Annotated in this window: 10 protein-coding genes and 7 pseudogenes; 5 read left to right on the top strand and 12 right to left on the bottom strand. The window is 39.6% G+C overall.

Annotation, left to right across the window (positions count from 1 at the left end):
• Window positions 1-564: 564 nt before the first annotated feature.
• Together PCIT_RS11080 and PCIT_RS11075 are read right to left on the bottom strand one after the other, a co-directional pair.
• Window positions 565-2883, bottom strand: a complete 2319-nt coding sequence (locus PCIT_RS11080; RefSeq protein ID WP_010368137.1) for a carboxypeptidase-like regulatory domain-containing protein — start codon at window positions 2881-2883, stop codon at window positions 565-567.
• A complete protein-coding gene (locus tag PCIT_RS11075) occupies window positions 2880-4277 on the bottom strand; it encodes a glycerophosphodiester phosphodiesterase (protein ID WP_040697129.1) in 1398 nt (465 codons plus the stop codon). The genes PCIT_RS11080 and PCIT_RS11075 overlap by 4 nt, the downstream gene beginning before the upstream one ends.
• A gap of 527 nt (window positions 4278-4804) precedes the next feature.
• Here PCIT_RS11075 and PCIT_RS23335 point away from each other — a divergent pair.
• Window positions 4805-5050, top strand: a pseudogene (locus PCIT_RS23335) (IS3 family transposase); the annotation flags it as partial.
• Here PCIT_RS23335 and PCIT_RS11065 read toward each other — a convergent pair.
• From PCIT_RS11065 to PCIT_RS11030, 9 genes and pseudogenes are all read right to left on the bottom strand, one after another.
• Window positions 5040-5654, bottom strand: a complete 615-nt coding sequence (locus PCIT_RS11065; RefSeq protein WP_010368140.1) for a LysE family translocator — start codon at window positions 5652-5654, stop codon at window positions 5040-5042. The pseudogene PCIT_RS23335 and the gene PCIT_RS11065 overlap by 11 nt on opposite strands.
• Window positions 5655-5759: 105 nt before the next feature.
• Window positions 5760-5876 (bottom strand): annotated as a pseudogene (locus PCIT_RS11060) (IS3-like element ISAma2 family transposase); the annotation flags it as partial.
• Window positions 5877-5968: 92 nt separating this feature from the next.
• Window positions 5969-6319 (bottom strand): serine hydrolase, encoded by a 351-nt coding sequence (locus PCIT_RS11055; protein WP_010368142.1) that lies wholly within the window; start codon window positions 6317-6319, stop codon window positions 5969-5971.
• A gap of 29 nt (window positions 6320-6348) precedes the next feature.
• Window positions 6349-6963, bottom strand: a pseudogene (locus tag PCIT_RS11050) (transposase); the annotation flags it as partial.
• A gap of 91 nt (window positions 6964-7054) precedes the next feature.
• A pseudogene (locus tag PCIT_RS11045) lies at window positions 7055-7258 on the bottom strand (transposase); the annotation flags it as partial.
• A gap of 91 nt (window positions 7259-7349) precedes the next feature.
• Window positions 7350-7553 (bottom strand): annotated as a pseudogene (locus tag PCIT_RS11040) (transposase); the annotation flags it as partial.
• 491 nt (window positions 7554-8044) lie between these two features.
• Window positions 8045-8551 (bottom strand): hypothetical protein, encoded by a 507-nt coding sequence (locus PCIT_RS11035; protein ID WP_010368212.1) that lies wholly within the window; start codon window positions 8549-8551, stop codon window positions 8045-8047.
• A 548-nt stretch (window positions 8552-9099) separates the two neighbouring features.
• Window positions 9100-9291, bottom strand: a pseudogene (locus PCIT_RS23125) (transposase); the annotation flags it as partial.
• A gap of 216 nt (window positions 9292-9507) precedes the next feature.
• On the bottom strand, window positions 9508-10482 hold the full coding sequence (locus PCIT_RS11030) for a transposase (protein ID WP_192992794.1): 975 nt from the start codon (window positions 10480-10482) through the stop codon (window positions 9508-9510).
• A gap of 108 nt (window positions 10483-10590) precedes the next feature.
• Here PCIT_RS11030 and PCIT_RS11025 point away from each other — a divergent pair.
• Window positions 10591-11547 (top strand): annotated as a pseudogene (locus PCIT_RS11025) (IS110 family RNA-guided transposase); the annotation flags it as partial.
• A gap of 537 nt (window positions 11548-12084) precedes the next feature.
• On the opposite strand, the gene PCIT_RS11020 reads toward PCIT_RS11025, so the two are convergent.
• The gene (locus PCIT_RS11020) at window positions 12085-12681 is read right to left on the bottom strand and encodes a pentapeptide repeat-containing protein (RefSeq protein WP_010362909.1); all 597 of its coding nucleotides are present in this window, start codon (window positions 12679-12681) and stop codon (window positions 12085-12087) included.
• Window positions 12682-13352: 671 nt separating this feature from the next.
• Here PCIT_RS11020 and PCIT_RS11015 point away from each other — a divergent pair.
• From PCIT_RS11015 to PCIT_RS11005, 3 genes are all read left to right on the top strand, one after another.
• Entirely contained in the window at window positions 13353-14837 is a 1485-nt protein-coding gene (locus PCIT_RS11015) for a PfaD family polyunsaturated fatty acid/polyketide biosynthesis protein (protein WP_010362910.1), read from the top strand.
• An 11-nt stretch (window positions 14838-14848) separates the two neighbouring features.
• Window positions 14849-15943, top strand: a complete 1095-nt coding sequence (gene fabD / locus PCIT_RS11010; protein ID WP_010362911.1) for an ACP S-malonyltransferase — start codon at window positions 14849-14851, stop codon at window positions 15941-15943.
• Between the two features lie 78 nt (window positions 15944-16021).
• Entirely contained in the window at window positions 16022-17761 is a 1740-nt protein-coding gene (locus PCIT_RS11005) for a carbamoyltransferase family protein (RefSeq protein WP_010362912.1), read from the top strand.
• The last annotated feature ends 81 nt before the right edge of the window (window positions 17762-17842 follow it).

Raw genomic sequence — 17842 nt, 5'->3', positions numbered from 1 at the left:
TAAGGCATTTTATGATCTGATCACACCAAACCAAAGAAGTTCAATTATTTAGGAAACAAGGCCCCACAATAGTAAAATTAAGCAAAGGAATGAACGAAGCCAAGGTGAATACATTGTTACTTGTCGTTACAAAAGTCGAGTAGATGTGGCATACAATCTAGCTAATAAGTGTATTAAAGTAACGGTGAAACTCTATTGGAAATAATACTGAGATTTGTGATCCCAGTACAGCTCTATCCCCACAAAATCAAGCCGCTAGTAAGTTTAAAACTAGGTCATTTAGAGCTCAATGATGAACTTAATGTGGCATCTGTACACAAAGCTAAAGATCTTTATGATGTCGTAAGTCAAAGTAACGAGCTCTCGCGTGACTCCAGTCAACTTTTCTTGTTTCTGCATAACCCCCTTGGTCAGATTTCTGAACTTTTTGATTAATAGGCTATTAGTAATCCACCTGCTAATAAGTTTGATCAGTCTAGTAAAATCAGAAACCTTTTCCAGTGGATTCTTGTCTATACTACGACTCAAAAGTAAAAAGCAGATGGACAACTGTTATAAGTGGAATTATCTCATTTCCTGCATTTCTATGGATATAGTGTGTTCACCTGCGGGGAGCGTATGCCAACGACGGTAGGGCTTAAACCCCGGTGCTGTTACTTGAATATCGTAGTTTCCTGGTTGCAGTTTCATGTTGTCTATATATTTAGGTTTAATATTCATTATCCGAATAGTTGTGTTTTCTATATTAGCCTGAATTCGTAAATAAAGTGCGGCTGTAGAAACTCTTTTTATCACTTCGTTTGGTGTGATGGTTACACTCGATTTTGGTAATCTGGCGTCAAGTAATGCAAGTAGATGTGTATAAGGTTTTACATACTGATAAAACTGAGTATCTGATTCTAACTTTACGCCTACTGGATGAAGAAACGGCTGTACATGTAAGGTCCACCTTAATGCAAATGAAAAAATAGGGTTGCTAGCGGACTCAACTTTGTATAAAAAATAATTAACTGGACTGTGGGTATTATTGGTAAACCGGTTTTCAAGTAGAATAACGGGAAGCATAATTAATAATGCAAGAGGGAGGATTTTTACAGTCGCCACAGTATATGAGGGGGGGGGGGTTGACCAGTTGGGCTTAAATACTTCAAGGGTTTTTATAGGCAACTTTATAATAGTAAAACAGATCAGAAACAAGCTTAATGACATAGATATAGGAGGAATAATCACAGACCTCAAAGCTTGTTTACCTGCTGCAGCATATTTCCCACCATTCTCAAAATGAACCCGAGCCCCGACTACCATATCTAAATATTGTTGTGTGCGCTTTTCAATATTAGGATCTAATACGTAATGCTTAAAATTCTTTTTATTCCAGTCTGGCTTTGTATTTTTTACGTACATTTCCCCCATCTGCTCAGCTATCTTATTCTGTATATTGGGATGAAGTTGAAAGGATTGCCAATCAAGGTTAACTGGTAAATCGAACTTTTTTTGCTGCATTTTGTTACGCCATTGACGATCTGCATCAGCTTTTACTTTATCTGCTACTGCTTGTGCGAATTGTAGCCGTTGTCCGATATGCCAATTTTTTGGTAGTTCTAAGCCCCGTTTGGATAAAGAATCAAGAATCCTTTGTTGTGTCTTGTTGTGGCTTCGAAATACCGCCAAGGATGAAATACCCATAGGGTAGCCTATGTCTTTTTTAAATTGTTTATGAAAATTAGGATGTGCCAGTATTCGCGTTTGGTAATGCATTGGATCATCGGTATACTTGTATCGTTTTTCTTTCATACCACCATCTCCTCCTGTCGCTAAATCAGCAGCTTGTAACGCGGTAAAGAGTCCACCAGTCAATACTCCTGCTAGTATTGAGCTTGCCGCATTTTCTAGGCCGCTAATATCTTCTTCAATCAACCAATAATTAGGCGGGATATAGCCAAGTCCCGCACTATCAATTTCGGCTTTATATGCTGCATTTAACTTTTCAATACACCCCGTACGGCGGTCACGCTCTGAGTGTTTTTCATAATATTCGCGGCATTTGTTAACTTCTTGATGATATGTATATACTTTAGGGCCGTATTTTTGAGCACGAGTTTCAGCACGCGCAATATATGTTTTTATAGCCTGCTGGTACTGTTGCCAACCTTGGTTAATTTCTTGCTCTATTTCTTGCCAATATACTTGCTCTTGTTCTGGGATCTCAGCCAACGCTTTATTGTATTTATTTGACCCTTCAGCATAATATGTATAATGATTAGACAGCTTTTCATAAATACTAGAAAAGTCGTCGTAATACATATCAAGATCTTGATATGTCCGTTTCTGTACAAACTGCTTAATAATGCTCTTTTTGTGTGACTCTAGATTTTCAGCTAAGGTATCATCAGCATATAAAAGTCCACCAAATATCGCGAGGAATGTCAGGTTCTCAGGGCTTTTTAACACTTCATTGTCATATTCAAGGCCCACTACTGTTACCGCATTCACTGCAAGTGCATCTCTAAATGCTGCGCTCAATACTGCATACTCGCGCTGCTCAGCAGTCGATGGCTCAATTAAATATCGTTCTATTAATAACTTTTGGCCAAAATAGACTGTTGGCCATGTAACACAGGTTAATAGACCTATCGATGTAAAGCCTCTAAGTCTTGTTTTATAAAACGATTTTGGTAATAAATCTGCGATTAGTAAAGTAACACCTAAGCCAGAAATAGCTCGTCCGAATACTTCTAATTGCTCCAAATCGTGCTCTTGGGGTGTGCCCAACCCAACAAGAGATACAAGCTGTGCATTAAAGATTATTTCCGGTATTAAATAAGCAATACTCATTAATAAAAAGAATGCTCGCCAGAACGTTGGTTTAAAATGATTATTCACTTATTTGACTTCCTGAATTCTATTTCAATCGCTTTGTCAGTTTTAAGCTCGACTTGAGCTTCGCGCTCTTTAGGGTCAGCATGAGTATTCAAAATAATCGTTTTATAGTTATGTCTAGTGGTTGCACCATAAATTGATTTAATAGAACCTTGAATAGAGGGATATAAGCCATTTCCATAGTAAGTTGGGACTTCTGAAAGGCGTTCGAGATCCAGGTCATACGGTAATTCAGCAATCATCCTCGTGAGTTCTGAGCTTCCTTGATATTGTTTAAGCTTTGGAAGGTCGTAATCCGTACAAAATCCATAGAGCGTATCATCAATAATAACCGAATCGGGCCTTACGTTTTCCTTTATTCTTTGTAAATTTTTTGCATGAAATCTGTGCCCGTTAATGGTATACGTAGCGACTGGTATATTAAAAGAATCAGAAAGCGCCTTTATGCGATTTGCATCCGGGGCATAGTGCCGTATATCTATGGCAATGCCATAATTGTCGACAAGTGTTGTTTGTAACTGCTGAATACCGCGTCTGTTATCTATCCTTTTGTCTATGTAGTGGCGATCACCAAAGCCACTTATGCGCTCAATTAGTTCTCTATTGTTTTTATAAATATTGTCGCTTTTCGCGCCTTTTTCAATTTTACTTTTGAGTTTTAAAAAAGAGTCCTTTGCCGGTCTTTGAATATATGACAGGAATACCCTCGAATTGATTTTTCGCATTTTTTCTAACTCTCTGCGCTTCAAACTCGAATAAAAGTAACGCTTATTTCCAAGTATTTTAAAGGTAAGGTAGTCTAGTAGTTCCAACTCCTCCCTAGTTGTATTAGATTTAATCTCTATGTTTAACTTTTGACTCTGGCTTGCCATTGATGCAAACGCCTTAAGAACCTCACGATAAGTGGGCGGTGGGCTGCTCAATAGTCGACCGGTATGCTGGTCTCTAGCTCTTAAATAACCCCACTCATTACGAAAGTTCATTTTATCTATTCGTCGACGTTTATTATCAACGCTCCCCGTTTCTCTACCCGTATGACTGTCGTGGTGCAACACCCAAACACCATCAGACGTAACACGCACATCTACCTCTATGACATCAAAACCATTGTCGAGGGAATCTAGAACAGCATTAATGGAGTTTTCAGGATATCGAATAGAGCCTCGATGGCTTTGAAGCTGAAAACCGCCACATTGTGTTGGGTGAATATAATTAATATTACCCAAAGGCGAGAGGTAAAAGCCTCGAGCAGATAGTGCTTGTTTTATAGCTAAAGCACCTTGGTTTGATGTATCTGTTTTATCTCGCTGTTTAAGTGATGAATTACTTGAACAGGCAGTAAGTAAAAACACCGCCATTATAAGGGTTAGATTTAGTAAGTAATTAGAGATACGCATAGTCCATTTTAATATGTCTAAAAGTGCGCAATTCAAATATAAAACTATAATAAAGTCAATACCATACAATATAAAACCTTTGTTGTTAATAAATAGGCAGAGACTCTGTAATATCTTGTGTAAAAAACTGTCATTTACTTAACAATTAAATTCGGGTGTTGAATTCGGGTCATTGAGAGGTCTTTAGAACAATATTCACTCTGGGGGATGAACCGCCCATTGCGGACCCGCATGATCGGTGGTGTAGGGCCTGGAGGTTAGAGACCTCAGGCTACCCGATTAAGTGCTTGCTTTCACGGACTCAGTCCAATTAGATAGAGATACTATATATGCAAGGTCTCCTTCGAGCTCTTAGCTGGTAATATGTGATATATACTGTTTTATCTGATCTTTCCAAAATAATGTAGACATCTTTTATTTAGAAAATGAAGTATGACGAGAGATGTTATGAGTAATAATAAATATCCCCAAGAATTCAAAGATGAAGCTGTTCGCCAAATGGTTGATAAAGGCTTTCCGTTCCTGACGCTGCTAAGCGATTAGGTATTTCTGATAAATCACTTTATTACTGGGTGAGTAAAGCTAAAACACCAACTGCTAAATCAGCCAAGCAAGAAGAGATACGCAAGTTTAAGGCAGAGCTTAAACGTGTTACAGAAGAACGTAATATTTTAGAGGAAGCCGCCGTGTACTTTGCAAGCAAGTCAAAGAAAGGTACACGTTCATACAGTCACGACTCGATGTTTAGCTTTCAGGTTCTTGTTAGGCCTTAATTGCTACTAACGTTCCAGTCGAAACCATAATAGTTCCTGCTGTTTTATTAATTAACGATGATGCATTAGGGCTCTTTAGCATTCTCTTAGCTCTCAAAGCTAGTAGCGCGTAGCATATATTAACACTGCCAAATGCGAGTGTTGCAATTCCCATGATTGCCAGAACATCTACTGTAACCACTCGGTTAACATCTATAAAAGCTGGAAACAAACCAATATAAAATACAATTGCTTTTGGGTTACCCAAATTAATCATTAACCCAGTAGCTAAGCTTGCAACTAAAGACGACTCTTTTGAAGCTTTAATATCTTCAGCGGTTGCTTTAGATTTTATTAAATTAATACCTAGCCAGATAAGGTATGCAGCACTAGCGTATTTAACTATAAGAAAAGTAGTTCCCATAATTTCAGAAATTATAGACAAACCAAACAGAGCAAGAAGTATAAATATAAAGTCACCTAATGTTATGCCTATGATCATCATTAAACCTCGGCTAAACCCAGATGAGAATGTACGTGCAATTACAGCAAAAACAGCAGGGCCAGGCACAAGCGCGACAACTAACATAGCTCCAAAAAGTGCTAACAAACTTTCAGGTGACAAATGAACTCTCCTTGAGGCCTAACGAGCCTGTAGAATTACTCGTTTTAATTTATTTTATTGATGCCTCAACCATAGCCGAGTTCCTATTTTGATTCAATCGTTTAGTGGCTTTCCACTTTGATATTCATTATTCGCTTCGCACCAATCTGTTAGACGTGCCGATATTAATTTCGGTCCATTATCTACTCGAATTTGTTTAGGTAAACCGCGTTCTCCTTTCACAGTGATGATCTGAGATCCTGTAAAACGTGACTTTTTCATTGTTGTCTCCTGTTTGTGATATTACAGAAAACTCTAATTAAACATGTCTCATGTTAAGGGAAGTGGACAAAACGCCCTATTAAATCAATAATTTCATTTATGTGTTTTTCTGTTTGATCTCCACCGTTAGAGAGGATGTGCAAATAAAAGTCTCTTTCTGGATCTATATACATAGCCGTTCTAAAACCATCTATCGCTCCATCATGAGCAATAATATTATTCTTGGTGCCATAGCCATAAGTTGCATTTTCCGAAATAACTGTATGTTTTTTGGCCATTAATAGATGCGTATCCTTGGAAATAAGCTTATACTCATTTATGGCTTGTGAGAAAGAGATTAAATCATTTACTGAGCTAACTTGACCACCATCTCCATAACTATATATATCTTTTCCAACAAACATCTCTAAAGTTGACACCCATTCGAAATTAATACACTGGTGTAGTCTGAGGTTTCGGGTGTGTCAGCCATCTTTGCTCTAATTGGGTTTAAATCAACATACGCCATACAGGCTGCCAGTGCCGCTTCATCAAGTAAAGCTTGTGATTTAAAGCGCCCTTCCCAAAATCTGCCTGTACAGTTATCTTCTTTATTCGCTTTTCGGGCAATACTTTCATTCAGTACCCGCATAAACCAACTGATACTCGCTAAACGTTCTCTAAATTGTTCAATGTCTTTATTTAAAAAATATTGCTGCGCTGAGTCTAGCCGCTCACCTTGAAGGTACTTGTGAGATAGTATGGTACCTTTAAACAACTTATGCCATCTGATGATAATCGATTTATCACTCAGTCTTTTAGCCTTTATATCATCTACATACAGCACAATGTGAGTATGGTTACTCATCACCGCATACGCACACACATCAATACAAAACACTTTGGCAAGTTCAAGTAGCTTATCCTCTACCCAGCCTCTTCTATGCTCGTACGACTGCCCTGTTACCTTATCTTCACCACACAAATAAGCACGGCGAACACACCGTGAAATACAATGGTAGTATTTGGTATCAGTTAAACTCACTTGTCTTTTGCGTGCTGTGGCCATCGAGGAATTGCCTACCTTTTAAACTGAATTTAAAAGGTAGGCGATGAATGAAAAACAGTCAATTTTGAATGGGTGTCAGTTTAAGTTTTCTCATCACCGCATACGCACACACATCAATACAAAACACTTTGGCAAGTTCAAGTAGCTTATCCTCTACCCAGCCTCTTCTATGCTCGTACGACTGCCCTGTTACCTTATCTTCACCACACAAATAAGCACGGCGAACACACCGTGAAATACAATGGTAGTATTTGGTATCAGTTAAACTCACTTGTCTTTTGCGTGCTGTGGCCATCGAGGAATTGCCTACCTTTTAAACTGAATTTAAAAGGTAGGCGATGAATGAAAAACAGTCAATTTTGAATGGGTGTCAGTTTAAGTTTTCTCATCACCGCATACGCACACACATCAATACAAAACACTTTGGCAAGTTCAAGTAGCTTATCCTCTACCCAGCCTCTTCTATGCTCGTACGACTGCCCTGTTACCTTATCTTCACCACACAAATAAGCACGGCGAACACACCGTGAAATACAATGGTAGTATTTGGTATCAGTTAAACTCACTTGTCTTTTGCGTGCTGTGGCCATCGAGGAATTGCCTACCTTTTAAACTGAATTTAAAAGGTAGGCGATGAATGAAAAACAGTCAATTTTAAATGGGTGTCAGTTTAAGTTTTTCTAAACCGCTTGGGTGTATTCAAATTAGGGTGTATAGGCTCGAAGCTCATTAGGGGCACTGAAATAACAGTTAAGCCCGGATATATGTCAGAGCAACGCTTTATTGCAAATGGGTCAAACGTCAAACAGTGGCAGCGACGAAATGAAAAAGCGAGGTAGTTTATTCTACCCCGCCAGAGTTATTTTGTTTGACATACCGGGAGTGTCCATATATGTCATCTTAATCAGTTTCTGAAATAACAGTTAAGCCCGGATATATGTCAGAGCAACGCTTTATTGCAAATGGGTCAAACGTCAAATAGTGGCAGCGACGAAATGAAAAAACGAGGTAGTTTATTCTACCCCGGCAGAGTTATTTTGTTTGACATACCGAGAGTGTCCATATATGTCATCTTAATCACTTAGAGTAAGCAAACTCTGCCTGATGATAAAAAGCCGATAGAGTCTTCAATAAGGCATATTTCTTTATTGACCTGCTCAAAAGTTAATTCACTATGATTTGGCTTTCCTATTAAGCTTACTTGTCGTGTTTTTTTACGAAGTATAGAAAGTTCTGTGAGCAACTTTTTAAGCTGCTGCGCACTTATATTGCGATAAGTAGGGTTATTTAAATAGAATTTATCGACATATTCTTCAGTGCCTCGCAATGGATTTGGGTTTGCATATTTGTCGTTTAGGTCACCCAAACAGTTAACTCTTTCAGGAAAAGATTTTAGCTTTTTGCAGTTTTCACTATTAGCTTTGATCTCCTCATTCAATTTATCTTGGTCTGCATACCATTGCTTTGTATATGGATCATTTAGATATGGCTTATTTGTTTCCCAAGGAGCTTTCTTTTGTTTAACAATAAAATCTGCTGAATGAGCTGTGAAACTTGCAATGAAGGCTATATAAAGTAATTTTCTCAAAATATTTTCCTTATATTTCGTAGATAAAAGATAGGATGTGATAGTTTTGGTTTAATATCAAACAGTTTGCCCATGTACCTTAATATATTCAATAGCTATATTGTGAAAACATGAAACTCTACTAATAAAGCTTTTGTTTCAAAGAAGCAAAGCTCGAAATAACAGTATTATGAACGCATACAGTTTGTTGTCGCTTCTGCTTCGACGATTGTGTACGCCCGACATGGGCATTGACTCATGAGGTGAAAGTCCTCTGTAGGAAGACCACCGTTTAAATAACATACTGTTATTTAACGATAGAAACTCGCAAATGGCAAGGGCTAAATCGCGAGAGATCACATCTAAAGTTGACACCCATTCGAAATTAACTCCAACTAATAAGCAGCATTCAACCTGAAATATCGCTTAGTTAGTAAAATTGGATTAACTACATGTGCTATAAGCTCAAAAATAGAGAAAAACTGAAATAATACGTGTCAATAAGGCACAGCTAAGCCGCCAAGTTATGGAGTATCGGTTATATAGAGATTATCTTGATGATCTAAAAATTAAGCCAGTAGCCTTTCACATTGCTTATAATTAGCGCGCCGTTTTATTTCTAGGCTCGCACAATAATTATCAAGCTTTTGAGGTCGCCCTACTGCGCCATGAAATACTTTGGTAAATTGTGTGGTGAGTTTTAGCCAGTTTTCCGGGGCTATGTTTAGTCTTTCTAAAATTGGGGAGTTGATTGGGCTTATAGAAACTGATTAAGATGACACCCACCCAAAAGTTAATTCCAATAAATAAGCCGCGTTCAATCTGAAATATCGTTTGGTTAGTAAAATTGAATCAAGTAAATGCGCTATAAGCTCCAAAATAGAGAAAAACTGAACTCATGCCCAGTAATAAGGCACAGCTAAGCCGCCAAGTTATGGAGTATCGGTTATATAGAGATTATCTTGATGATCTAAAAATTAAGCCAGTAGCCTTTCACATTGCTTATAATTAGCGCGCCGTTTTATTTCTAGGCTCGCACAATAATTATCAAGCTTTTGAGGTCGCCCTACTGCGCCATGAAATACTTTGGTAAATTGTGTGGTGAGTTTTAGCCAGTTTTCCGGGGCTATGTTTAGTCTTTCTAAAATTGGGGAGTTGATTGGGCTTATAGCGCCTCGCTTATCTGCTCGCATACATCGGCCAGTTAATTCTACCAGCTCTAAGTATGACTTTAATTCAAACGGTAAACCTTTAGGCATGTGCTTTCGGGGGCTGCCTGCAAAACGCGCCAATTGTTTAGGTTGCTTGCCCTCTTTGGCATGTTCACAACGAGTTTTTACACTGGTGTAGTCTGAGGTTTCGGGTGTGTCAGCCATCTTTGCTCTAATTGGGTTTAAATCAACATACGCCATACAGGCTGCCAGTGCCGCTTCATCGAGTAAGGCTTGTGATTTAAAGCGCCCTTCCCAAAATCTGCCTGTACAGTTATCTTCCTTATTCGCTTTTCGGGCAATACTTTCATTCAGTACCCGCATAAACCAACTGATACTCGCTAAACGTTCTCTAAATTGTTCAATGTCTTTATTTAAAAAATATTGCTGCGCTGAGTCTAGCCGCTCACCTTGAAGGTACTTGTGAGATAGTATGGTACCTTTAAACAACTTATGCCATCTGATGATAATCGATTTATCACTCAGTCTTTTAGCCTTTATATCATCTACATACAGCACAATGTGAGTATGGTTACTCATCACCGCATACGCACACACATCAATACAAAACACTTTGGCAAGTTCAAGTAGCTTATCCTCTACCCAGCCTCTTCTGTGTTCATACGATTGCCCTGTTATCTTATCTTCACCACACAAATAAGCACGGCGAACACACCGTGAAATACAATGATAGTATTTGGTATCAGTTAAACTCACTTGTCTTTTGCGTGCTGTGGCCATCGAGGAATTGCCTACCTTTTAAACTGAATTTAAAAGGTAGGCGATGAATGAAAAACAGTCAATTTAGAATGGGTGTCAGTTTAAGTTTTGTCAGTTTAAGTTTTTGCGGGACTTATCCTCGTTCATAAGAAGATTAAAGGTGACCCAGAAGCACTACTAAAATTACTTCAACCCTACATCGGCGATATTGTTGTTGGCGTTGAATGCATGCATTGTTGGTATTGGGTCGCTGATTTTTGTAAAGACCACAATATCCACTTTATTCTCGGCCATGCCCTCTACATGAAGGCTATACATGGTGGGAAAGCTAAAAACGATAAAATAGACTCCTATAAAATCGCTAAGCTTATTCGAGGTGGTAACTTCCCTCTTGCCTATGTTTACCACAAAGACATGCGTGCTACGCGTGACTTATTGCGTCGCAGAACCAAAATTGTTCGTCACGGCGCTGATTTAAAAGCCCATGTCGCCAACACTGCAAGCCAATACAATTTACCCGCTCATAATGTTAATTTGAAAAATGTCTGTGACAGAGAAAAAATGCGTTATTACTTCCCCGACCCCGTCGTACAACGTTCTATTAATCTCGATATGGGTATACTTGATTGCTATCAAAAAGAGCTCAAACCTTTAGATCATTACATTGAACAAATGGCTAAACAACATAACCCCGTTCACCTTAATATATTACAAACCATTAATGGCATAGGCCGTATTCTAGCACTCACCATTATTTATGAAATTGGTGATATCAATCGCTTTCCAAGCGTACAAAAGTTCGCTTCATATAGTCGGCTTGTTAAATGCAAAGCTGAGTCAGCAGGTAAAACCTATGGCACACAGGGCAACAAAATTGGTAATGCACATCTAAAATGGGCCTTCAGTGAAGCGGCTGTACTACTGCTACGCCATAATCATAACGCCACCAAATACCTTGAGAAATTACAAAAGCGGATGAGTAAAGCCAAAGCATTGTCAGCGCTGGCGCATAAGCTTGGTCGATGTGTTTACTATATGCTTAAAAAAGAGACTGTATTCGATGAAACCAGATTTTTAAAGCGTTAGTCACGGTACTGAGTGAGCTGAACGTCTAACTGGATAAAAGGCTGAGCATCAATCAATTGGGTGAGTAAATAGCCATTAAGCTATAACCTGATCATATGCCTAACGACCAAAGCCATCTGGCTTGATTAGACGCTCAGTACGCGTGTATTAATACAATAAGCAAAGTCGCTTACACCTGATTTGAGCCTGAAACTAACTGGATCACAATGATGAAACCAGCCGCCTTGAATAGTGCCATGATGAGGTTAACCGATGAATGTCTCGGCTCTGGCATCCTGCTTCGCTCTACTGCCTAAATCCTTTTAGGCATAGTGCCCCTGCGAGCCCATAAGGAAATGAAATAAAGTAGGCAGCGATGAGATCGCAATAAGAGAGCCTCACTATGTGTTTGCCGTAAGCAACTTGCTTAACAGCCACATCGACAGACGAAATAAACGAATTTGTTTATTGATTTAGAGTTGGCCGTCACTGTATAAAAACGGCCAAAAAGAACATTAGTGCCTATTGACAGAGTTAAGGCTCATATGTGTTATGTTTTTAATTAGTTAGGTTTATACCAAGAGACTCTAATAGTCTAACAGCTTCATAACGACAAAATGTTGCATTTTTAATTGTGTTATTGTTTATATTGATATCGTAATTTTCAGCGTCACTAAAATTGGCATCTGTAAGATTTGTATTGTGAAATATACTGTTAGTTAAATCCGAACGAGAGAAACTTGCACCACTAAAGTTGCCTTCTCTAAAGTCCACATCGTGAACTCGACAATCTTCAATAATTATTTTAGCTAGATTAATTCCATAAAATGATGATGAGTTCATCATGCATCTTGTGAATTTGAGCGGAGTTCCTAGTGTTAAACCACGCCAATAAGCTTTAGCCCAATTTATGCCAATAACCTTGCAATCGACAAATTCAACATCTAAAAATTTACTATTGTTTACATCTAAAATACTAAGATTACAGTCTGTAAATTTACATTCTGTGAACTCGCAATTCAAAAAAACAGCTTCATTAAAATCGCAAGACTGAAAATGACAACCATCAAATTCTTTACCCGATAGTTCTTTTTGAGAATAATTTTTTTCACAAAATGTCTGACTATAATATTTTTTCTTATCCAAAACCGTCATTAAATGCTCCAAATATAAAACGAACTCTGATAAAAATATAACAGCGTCTTAGCGTGAATGCCGATAAACACTCTGCCCTTACCTCATGCAGAGACACTCAGAACTGCTATTTAATTTAATATATATTAGTAACTTAACAGATTCCCTTAACCACAACAATCACCTTTCCATGCCTGATGAACCCGAAAATTTACTTAATCGAGAACGTATGTGTCTCGTTATGTAATCGCTAAATAAATATATAGTTCAATAAATTCAATGCGATAAGAGTTTCAGATCGAGTTAACCGAGCGAGAGTTCATATTACATAACGAGAAGGGAAAGCTGTATCTTTTAACAAATTAATTATAACTGTATATAAGAACAGTTAACGGCTAATATCCATACCAACAAAAAATTGCGTTTTTGTCGTATTAAAAAACACCGGGCTAAATAACTTATACATGCTTTGCCGGTTTAGTACACATGTAAAATTCATGCGTCACAAGGCCATAAATATCACGCACCACATCAGGCTGAATCGCTTACTTTTACTGCAAGCTTGCTCGTACATTTATATTAAACTGTGTACTGTTTGTACACGTCCCTAATACAGTCCTCATTTCTCCATTATCTTTCCATATTTGTGCCTCACCATTGCGCGTAATTAATCGCTCCATGTTTAGGTACCCATGTCTTCACCTGTCAATTCAGTCGCTGAAATTACCCACGCCCAATGCGAGCACTTTAACGCACAGACCGTATTAAGGCCGACCTCTGCGTTATGTATTTCACCAGAAAATTTAGGGTCTGCTGAATTTAAACGCGCTTATGGTGTTAAATATGCTTATGTCAGTGGCGCGATGTATCGTGGGATTGCGTCAAAAGAGTTAGTTATCGCTTTGGCTAAAGCGGGGTTCATGGGGTTTTTAGGCACTGGCGGTCAGTCCCTTTCAGCCATTGAGCAAGATATTATGGCTATACAAAATGCCCTTAAACCAGAGCATGCTTACGGTCTCAATTTAGTCTGTAACATTGAACACCCAGATCAGGAAGTCGCATTAGTAGAGCTGTATTTAAAGTATCAAGTTCGCTGTATTGAAGCTGCGGCATTTATATCAATTACCCCGGCACTGGTGCTATATCGCCTTGCTGGACTATATCGAGATAGTCACAATCAAGTGGCTTCAAAAAACAAAATAATCGCTAAGCTATCTCGCCCTGAAGTCGCCAATGCCTTTTTACACCCTGCGCCTGAACATATCGTCAAGCAGCTCCTTAACAGCGGTAAAATCAACGCTGAGCAAGCACAACTTAGTCAGTTTATAGCTATGTGTGATGATATATGCGTTGAAGCCGACTCAGGCGGGCACACAGATCGCGGCCAACCTACTGTGTTATTGCCTGCTATACAAACCCTACGAAACGCCCTTTTACACACATTAGGCTTTACGCAACGCGTACGCATTGGCCTAGCTGGCGGCATTGGCACACCCACCTCCGCAGCTGCGGCATTTATTATGGGCGCTGACTTTATTGTGACAGGATCAATTAACCAATGCACCGTAGAAGCAGGGACTTCGTCATTGGTAAAAGAGATGCTTCAAGACATTAATGTACAAGACACCGACTATGCCCCTGCAGGCGACATGTTTGAAATGGGTTCACAAGTTCAAGTACTAAAAAAAGGCGTCTTCTTCCCCGCTAGAGCCAATAAGCTATTTCAACTATATCAACAGTATGACGGCATTGACGCACTCCCTACCGAGTTACAAACTCAGCTACAAACTAAGTTTTTTAAAAAAAGCTTTGCTGAGGTATGGCAAGAGGTTGTTACCCATTTACACAACACCCAGCGTACAGACGAAATCGCAAAGGCCGAAGCGGATCCAAAATACAAAATGGCGCGTATTTTTCGCTGGTATTTTGCACACAGTATGCAGCTAGCGTTTGCTGGTACGCCCCAACAGCGTGTTAACTTTCAGGTACATACAGGCCCTGCGTTAGGTGCATTTAATCAATGGGTTAAAAACACGCCCCTTGAAAACTGGCAGAATCGTCATGTTGATCAAATAGGCCTCAAACTAATGCAAGAAACCGCTGAGTTACTGAGTGAAAAAACACAGCAGCTGCTCGATCTTAGTCAAAACAACACTGAACACAGTGCACAATCGTGAGTAAACATTGTATGAATACTTATTTATTTCCTGGTCAAGGCTCGCAATATAAAGGCATGGGCAAAGCCCTCTTTGCTCAATTCCCCGAGCAGGTAGACTGTGCCAATAACCTACTTGGCTATTCTATCAGTGAGCTATGTACGCAAGACCCTCACAATCAACTCAACAATACGCAATATACTCAACCAGCTTTGTTTGTTGTCAGTGTATTAGCTTACTTACACCACATAAAAACGGCACACTGTGCGCCTAACTTTTTCGCCGGCCATAGTCTGGGAGAGTTTGCAGCACTGTATGCCTCTGGCGCTATTACTTTTGAAGATGCGTTAAAGTTGGTGATAAAACGAGGTGAGTTGATGAGTGCAGCTCCGCGCGGGGCGATGGCCGCTATCATTGGTACCAATAGCCAAGCTTTGTTGGCGTGTTTGCATAATGAGCAACTTAGTACCATTGATATTGCCAATTTTAATTCGCACGACCAACTGGTGATCTCAGGGTTAGTAGACGACATAACACGCGCGCAAACATTCATTGAAAAACTGGGCGCTCGGTTCATTCAACTCAATACCAGTGGAGCTTTTCATTCTCGCTATATGATGCCGGCAAAAACCGAGTTTGCCTCATATTTAAACTCGGTGTCATTTAGCGCATTAAATCAACCGGTTATTGCTAACGTCACCGCACAGCCATATCAATTCGCCGATATCAAGCACACCCTTATAGAGCAAATAACCAGCCCAGTAAAATGGACGCAGAGTATTGAGTATTTGTTAGCGCAAGGTGACATGCAGTTTACTGAGCTTGGCCCAAAAAAAGTGCTTACTAAATTAGTACACAGTATTGAGCAAAACTCCTGTGCCAAGCAGTCACTACATACCGCTAACCCTGCTGAAAAACAACCAATGAGCCCACAGCACACCATCGACAATTGGAATAGGCATTACCCCATTGGCACACGCGTTAAGCTCAACACACCAAGTAGCCCATATCATTCACAACAATTAACCACGCGCTCCCAAGCACAGTTGTTGTTTGGTCATCGGCCTGTGGTGTATATCACTGGCTACTCGGGTTATTTCGCACTCACTCAATTACAGCCCATGTAACCTGCCATGGCTAACACATACGCGTTTTTAGCTGCCAGCTAAAAGCAAAATAGACATACATTACTTTGGTAAACAACGATGAAATACTATATTGGTTTAGCAACATCCTTTCATGATCCGGCAATTGCAATTGTTGATGCCCATGGCAAAGTCATTTTTGCCGAAGACGCAGAACGCTTTTTACAATACAAAAGAGGGTTATATTGCCTGCCAGATAACCCTTATTACATCGAAGAAATACTTAAAACATATTGCCCAGATTGCACCGAACTCGTGATTGCCAAAACATGGAGTAAAGGTCGACAAAAAAGTACCAATATTTTAGAGAACATTGCACTGAGTCTGTTAGAAACTTTCTCGTTCAATATTGACGTAAACACCCGAGATATCAAAGATCAATTTTATTTTGCAAGGGCATCACACGCAGCTGGCGGTAGAACATTGTCACGTTTTTTTGAAGCCTCTTGCCGCAATTACATTGTGGGCAATTACCGTGACAAGCCAGCCACAGATACACGTTATTTTGATCATCACCTAACCCATGCTGCAAATGCCTGTTTTAACAGCCCGTACGACGAAGCCTCATGCTTAGTAGTAGATGGTATGGGCGAAAAGAGCAGCATTGACTATTTTACTTATAAAAATGGGGTGATCACCCCTGCGCCAATTAAAGTAAAGCGTTCGTTTAAAAGCTTGGGGCTGTTTTACACCATCATCTGTGAAAACCTTGGCTTTGACCCCCTCAAAGGCGAAGAGTGGAAAGTAATGGGCTTAGCGCCTTACGGTAAAAAAGATGAAAAAGTCTATGAATTGTTACGCGCTTCACTGCAAGTAAAAAATGGTAATTTTACGGTGCCAAAAAACCTCAACGCCATCATGAAAGAAATAAAAAGCATGGCCAGAGAACCGGGTGAATCCGTTGAGCAATATAAAGACTTTGCCTATACCGGCCAACTGGTGTTCTGTGAAATATTCATGGATCTGATCAACGCGATTTATGACTATGCCCCCTCTAAAAACCTGACTATTTCTGGCGGTTGTGCACTTAATTCATCGTTTATGGGCACTGCATTGGCGCAATCAAAGTTTGAAAATATTTATGTACCATCAGCCCCAGCTGATAATGGTAATGCAATTGGTGCAGCACTACTGTGTTACCAACAAGACCATCCTCAGTGGCAACCGAGCAGTCAAATTCAATCACCCTATACTGGCTGTCAAATTAAGCAAAAGTCGCTCGACAAGCTTGCCCAATATAGTCATTTAAAGGTGACTGACTACGGTGATCAAGTGTATAAAAAAACCGCTGAGTTTTTAGCTGAGGGTAAAATTATTGGCTGGGCACAAGGCCGAGCTGAATTTGGCCCGCGTTCCCTGGGTAATCGCTCAATATTAGCCAACCCTTGCCTTAATGATATGAAAGACATTATTAATGCCAGAGTAAAATTCCGTGAAGAGTTCAGGCCTTTTGCTCCGTCTATTTTGCATGAGTATGGCGATGAATACTTTGAAGATTACCAAGAGTCTCCGTACATGGAGAGAACCTTGGTATTTAAAGAATCGGTTAGGCATAAAGTCCCTGCGGTAGTACACATTGACAACACCGGCCGCCTACAAAGCGTTAAAAAAGAATGGAACGCGTCCTACTACTCCTTAATTGACAGCTTCAGAGAAATCACAGGCGTGCCTGTGTTGCTTAACACCAGCTTTAATATTATGGGTAAACCCATCGTACATTCAGTAGAAGACATGCTGGCGGTCTTTTTAATGTCGGGTATCGATGTACTGGTTATTAACAATACCATTTACGAAAAGTAGTTCGTTTATACCTGACGACCAAAGTTACCGTGTAATGCCTGTTGGCATCACACGATAACTTGAACTCTTTATTAGATTTTA

Source organism: Pseudoalteromonas citrea (assembly GCF_000238375.3).
Taxonomy (GTDB): Bacteria; Pseudomonadota; Gammaproteobacteria; order Enterobacterales; family Alteromonadaceae; genus Pseudoalteromonas; species Pseudoalteromonas citrea.
The sequence above is the reverse complement of the archived record's forward strand: the minus strand, read 5'-3'. Positions and strand labels throughout refer to the sequence as shown.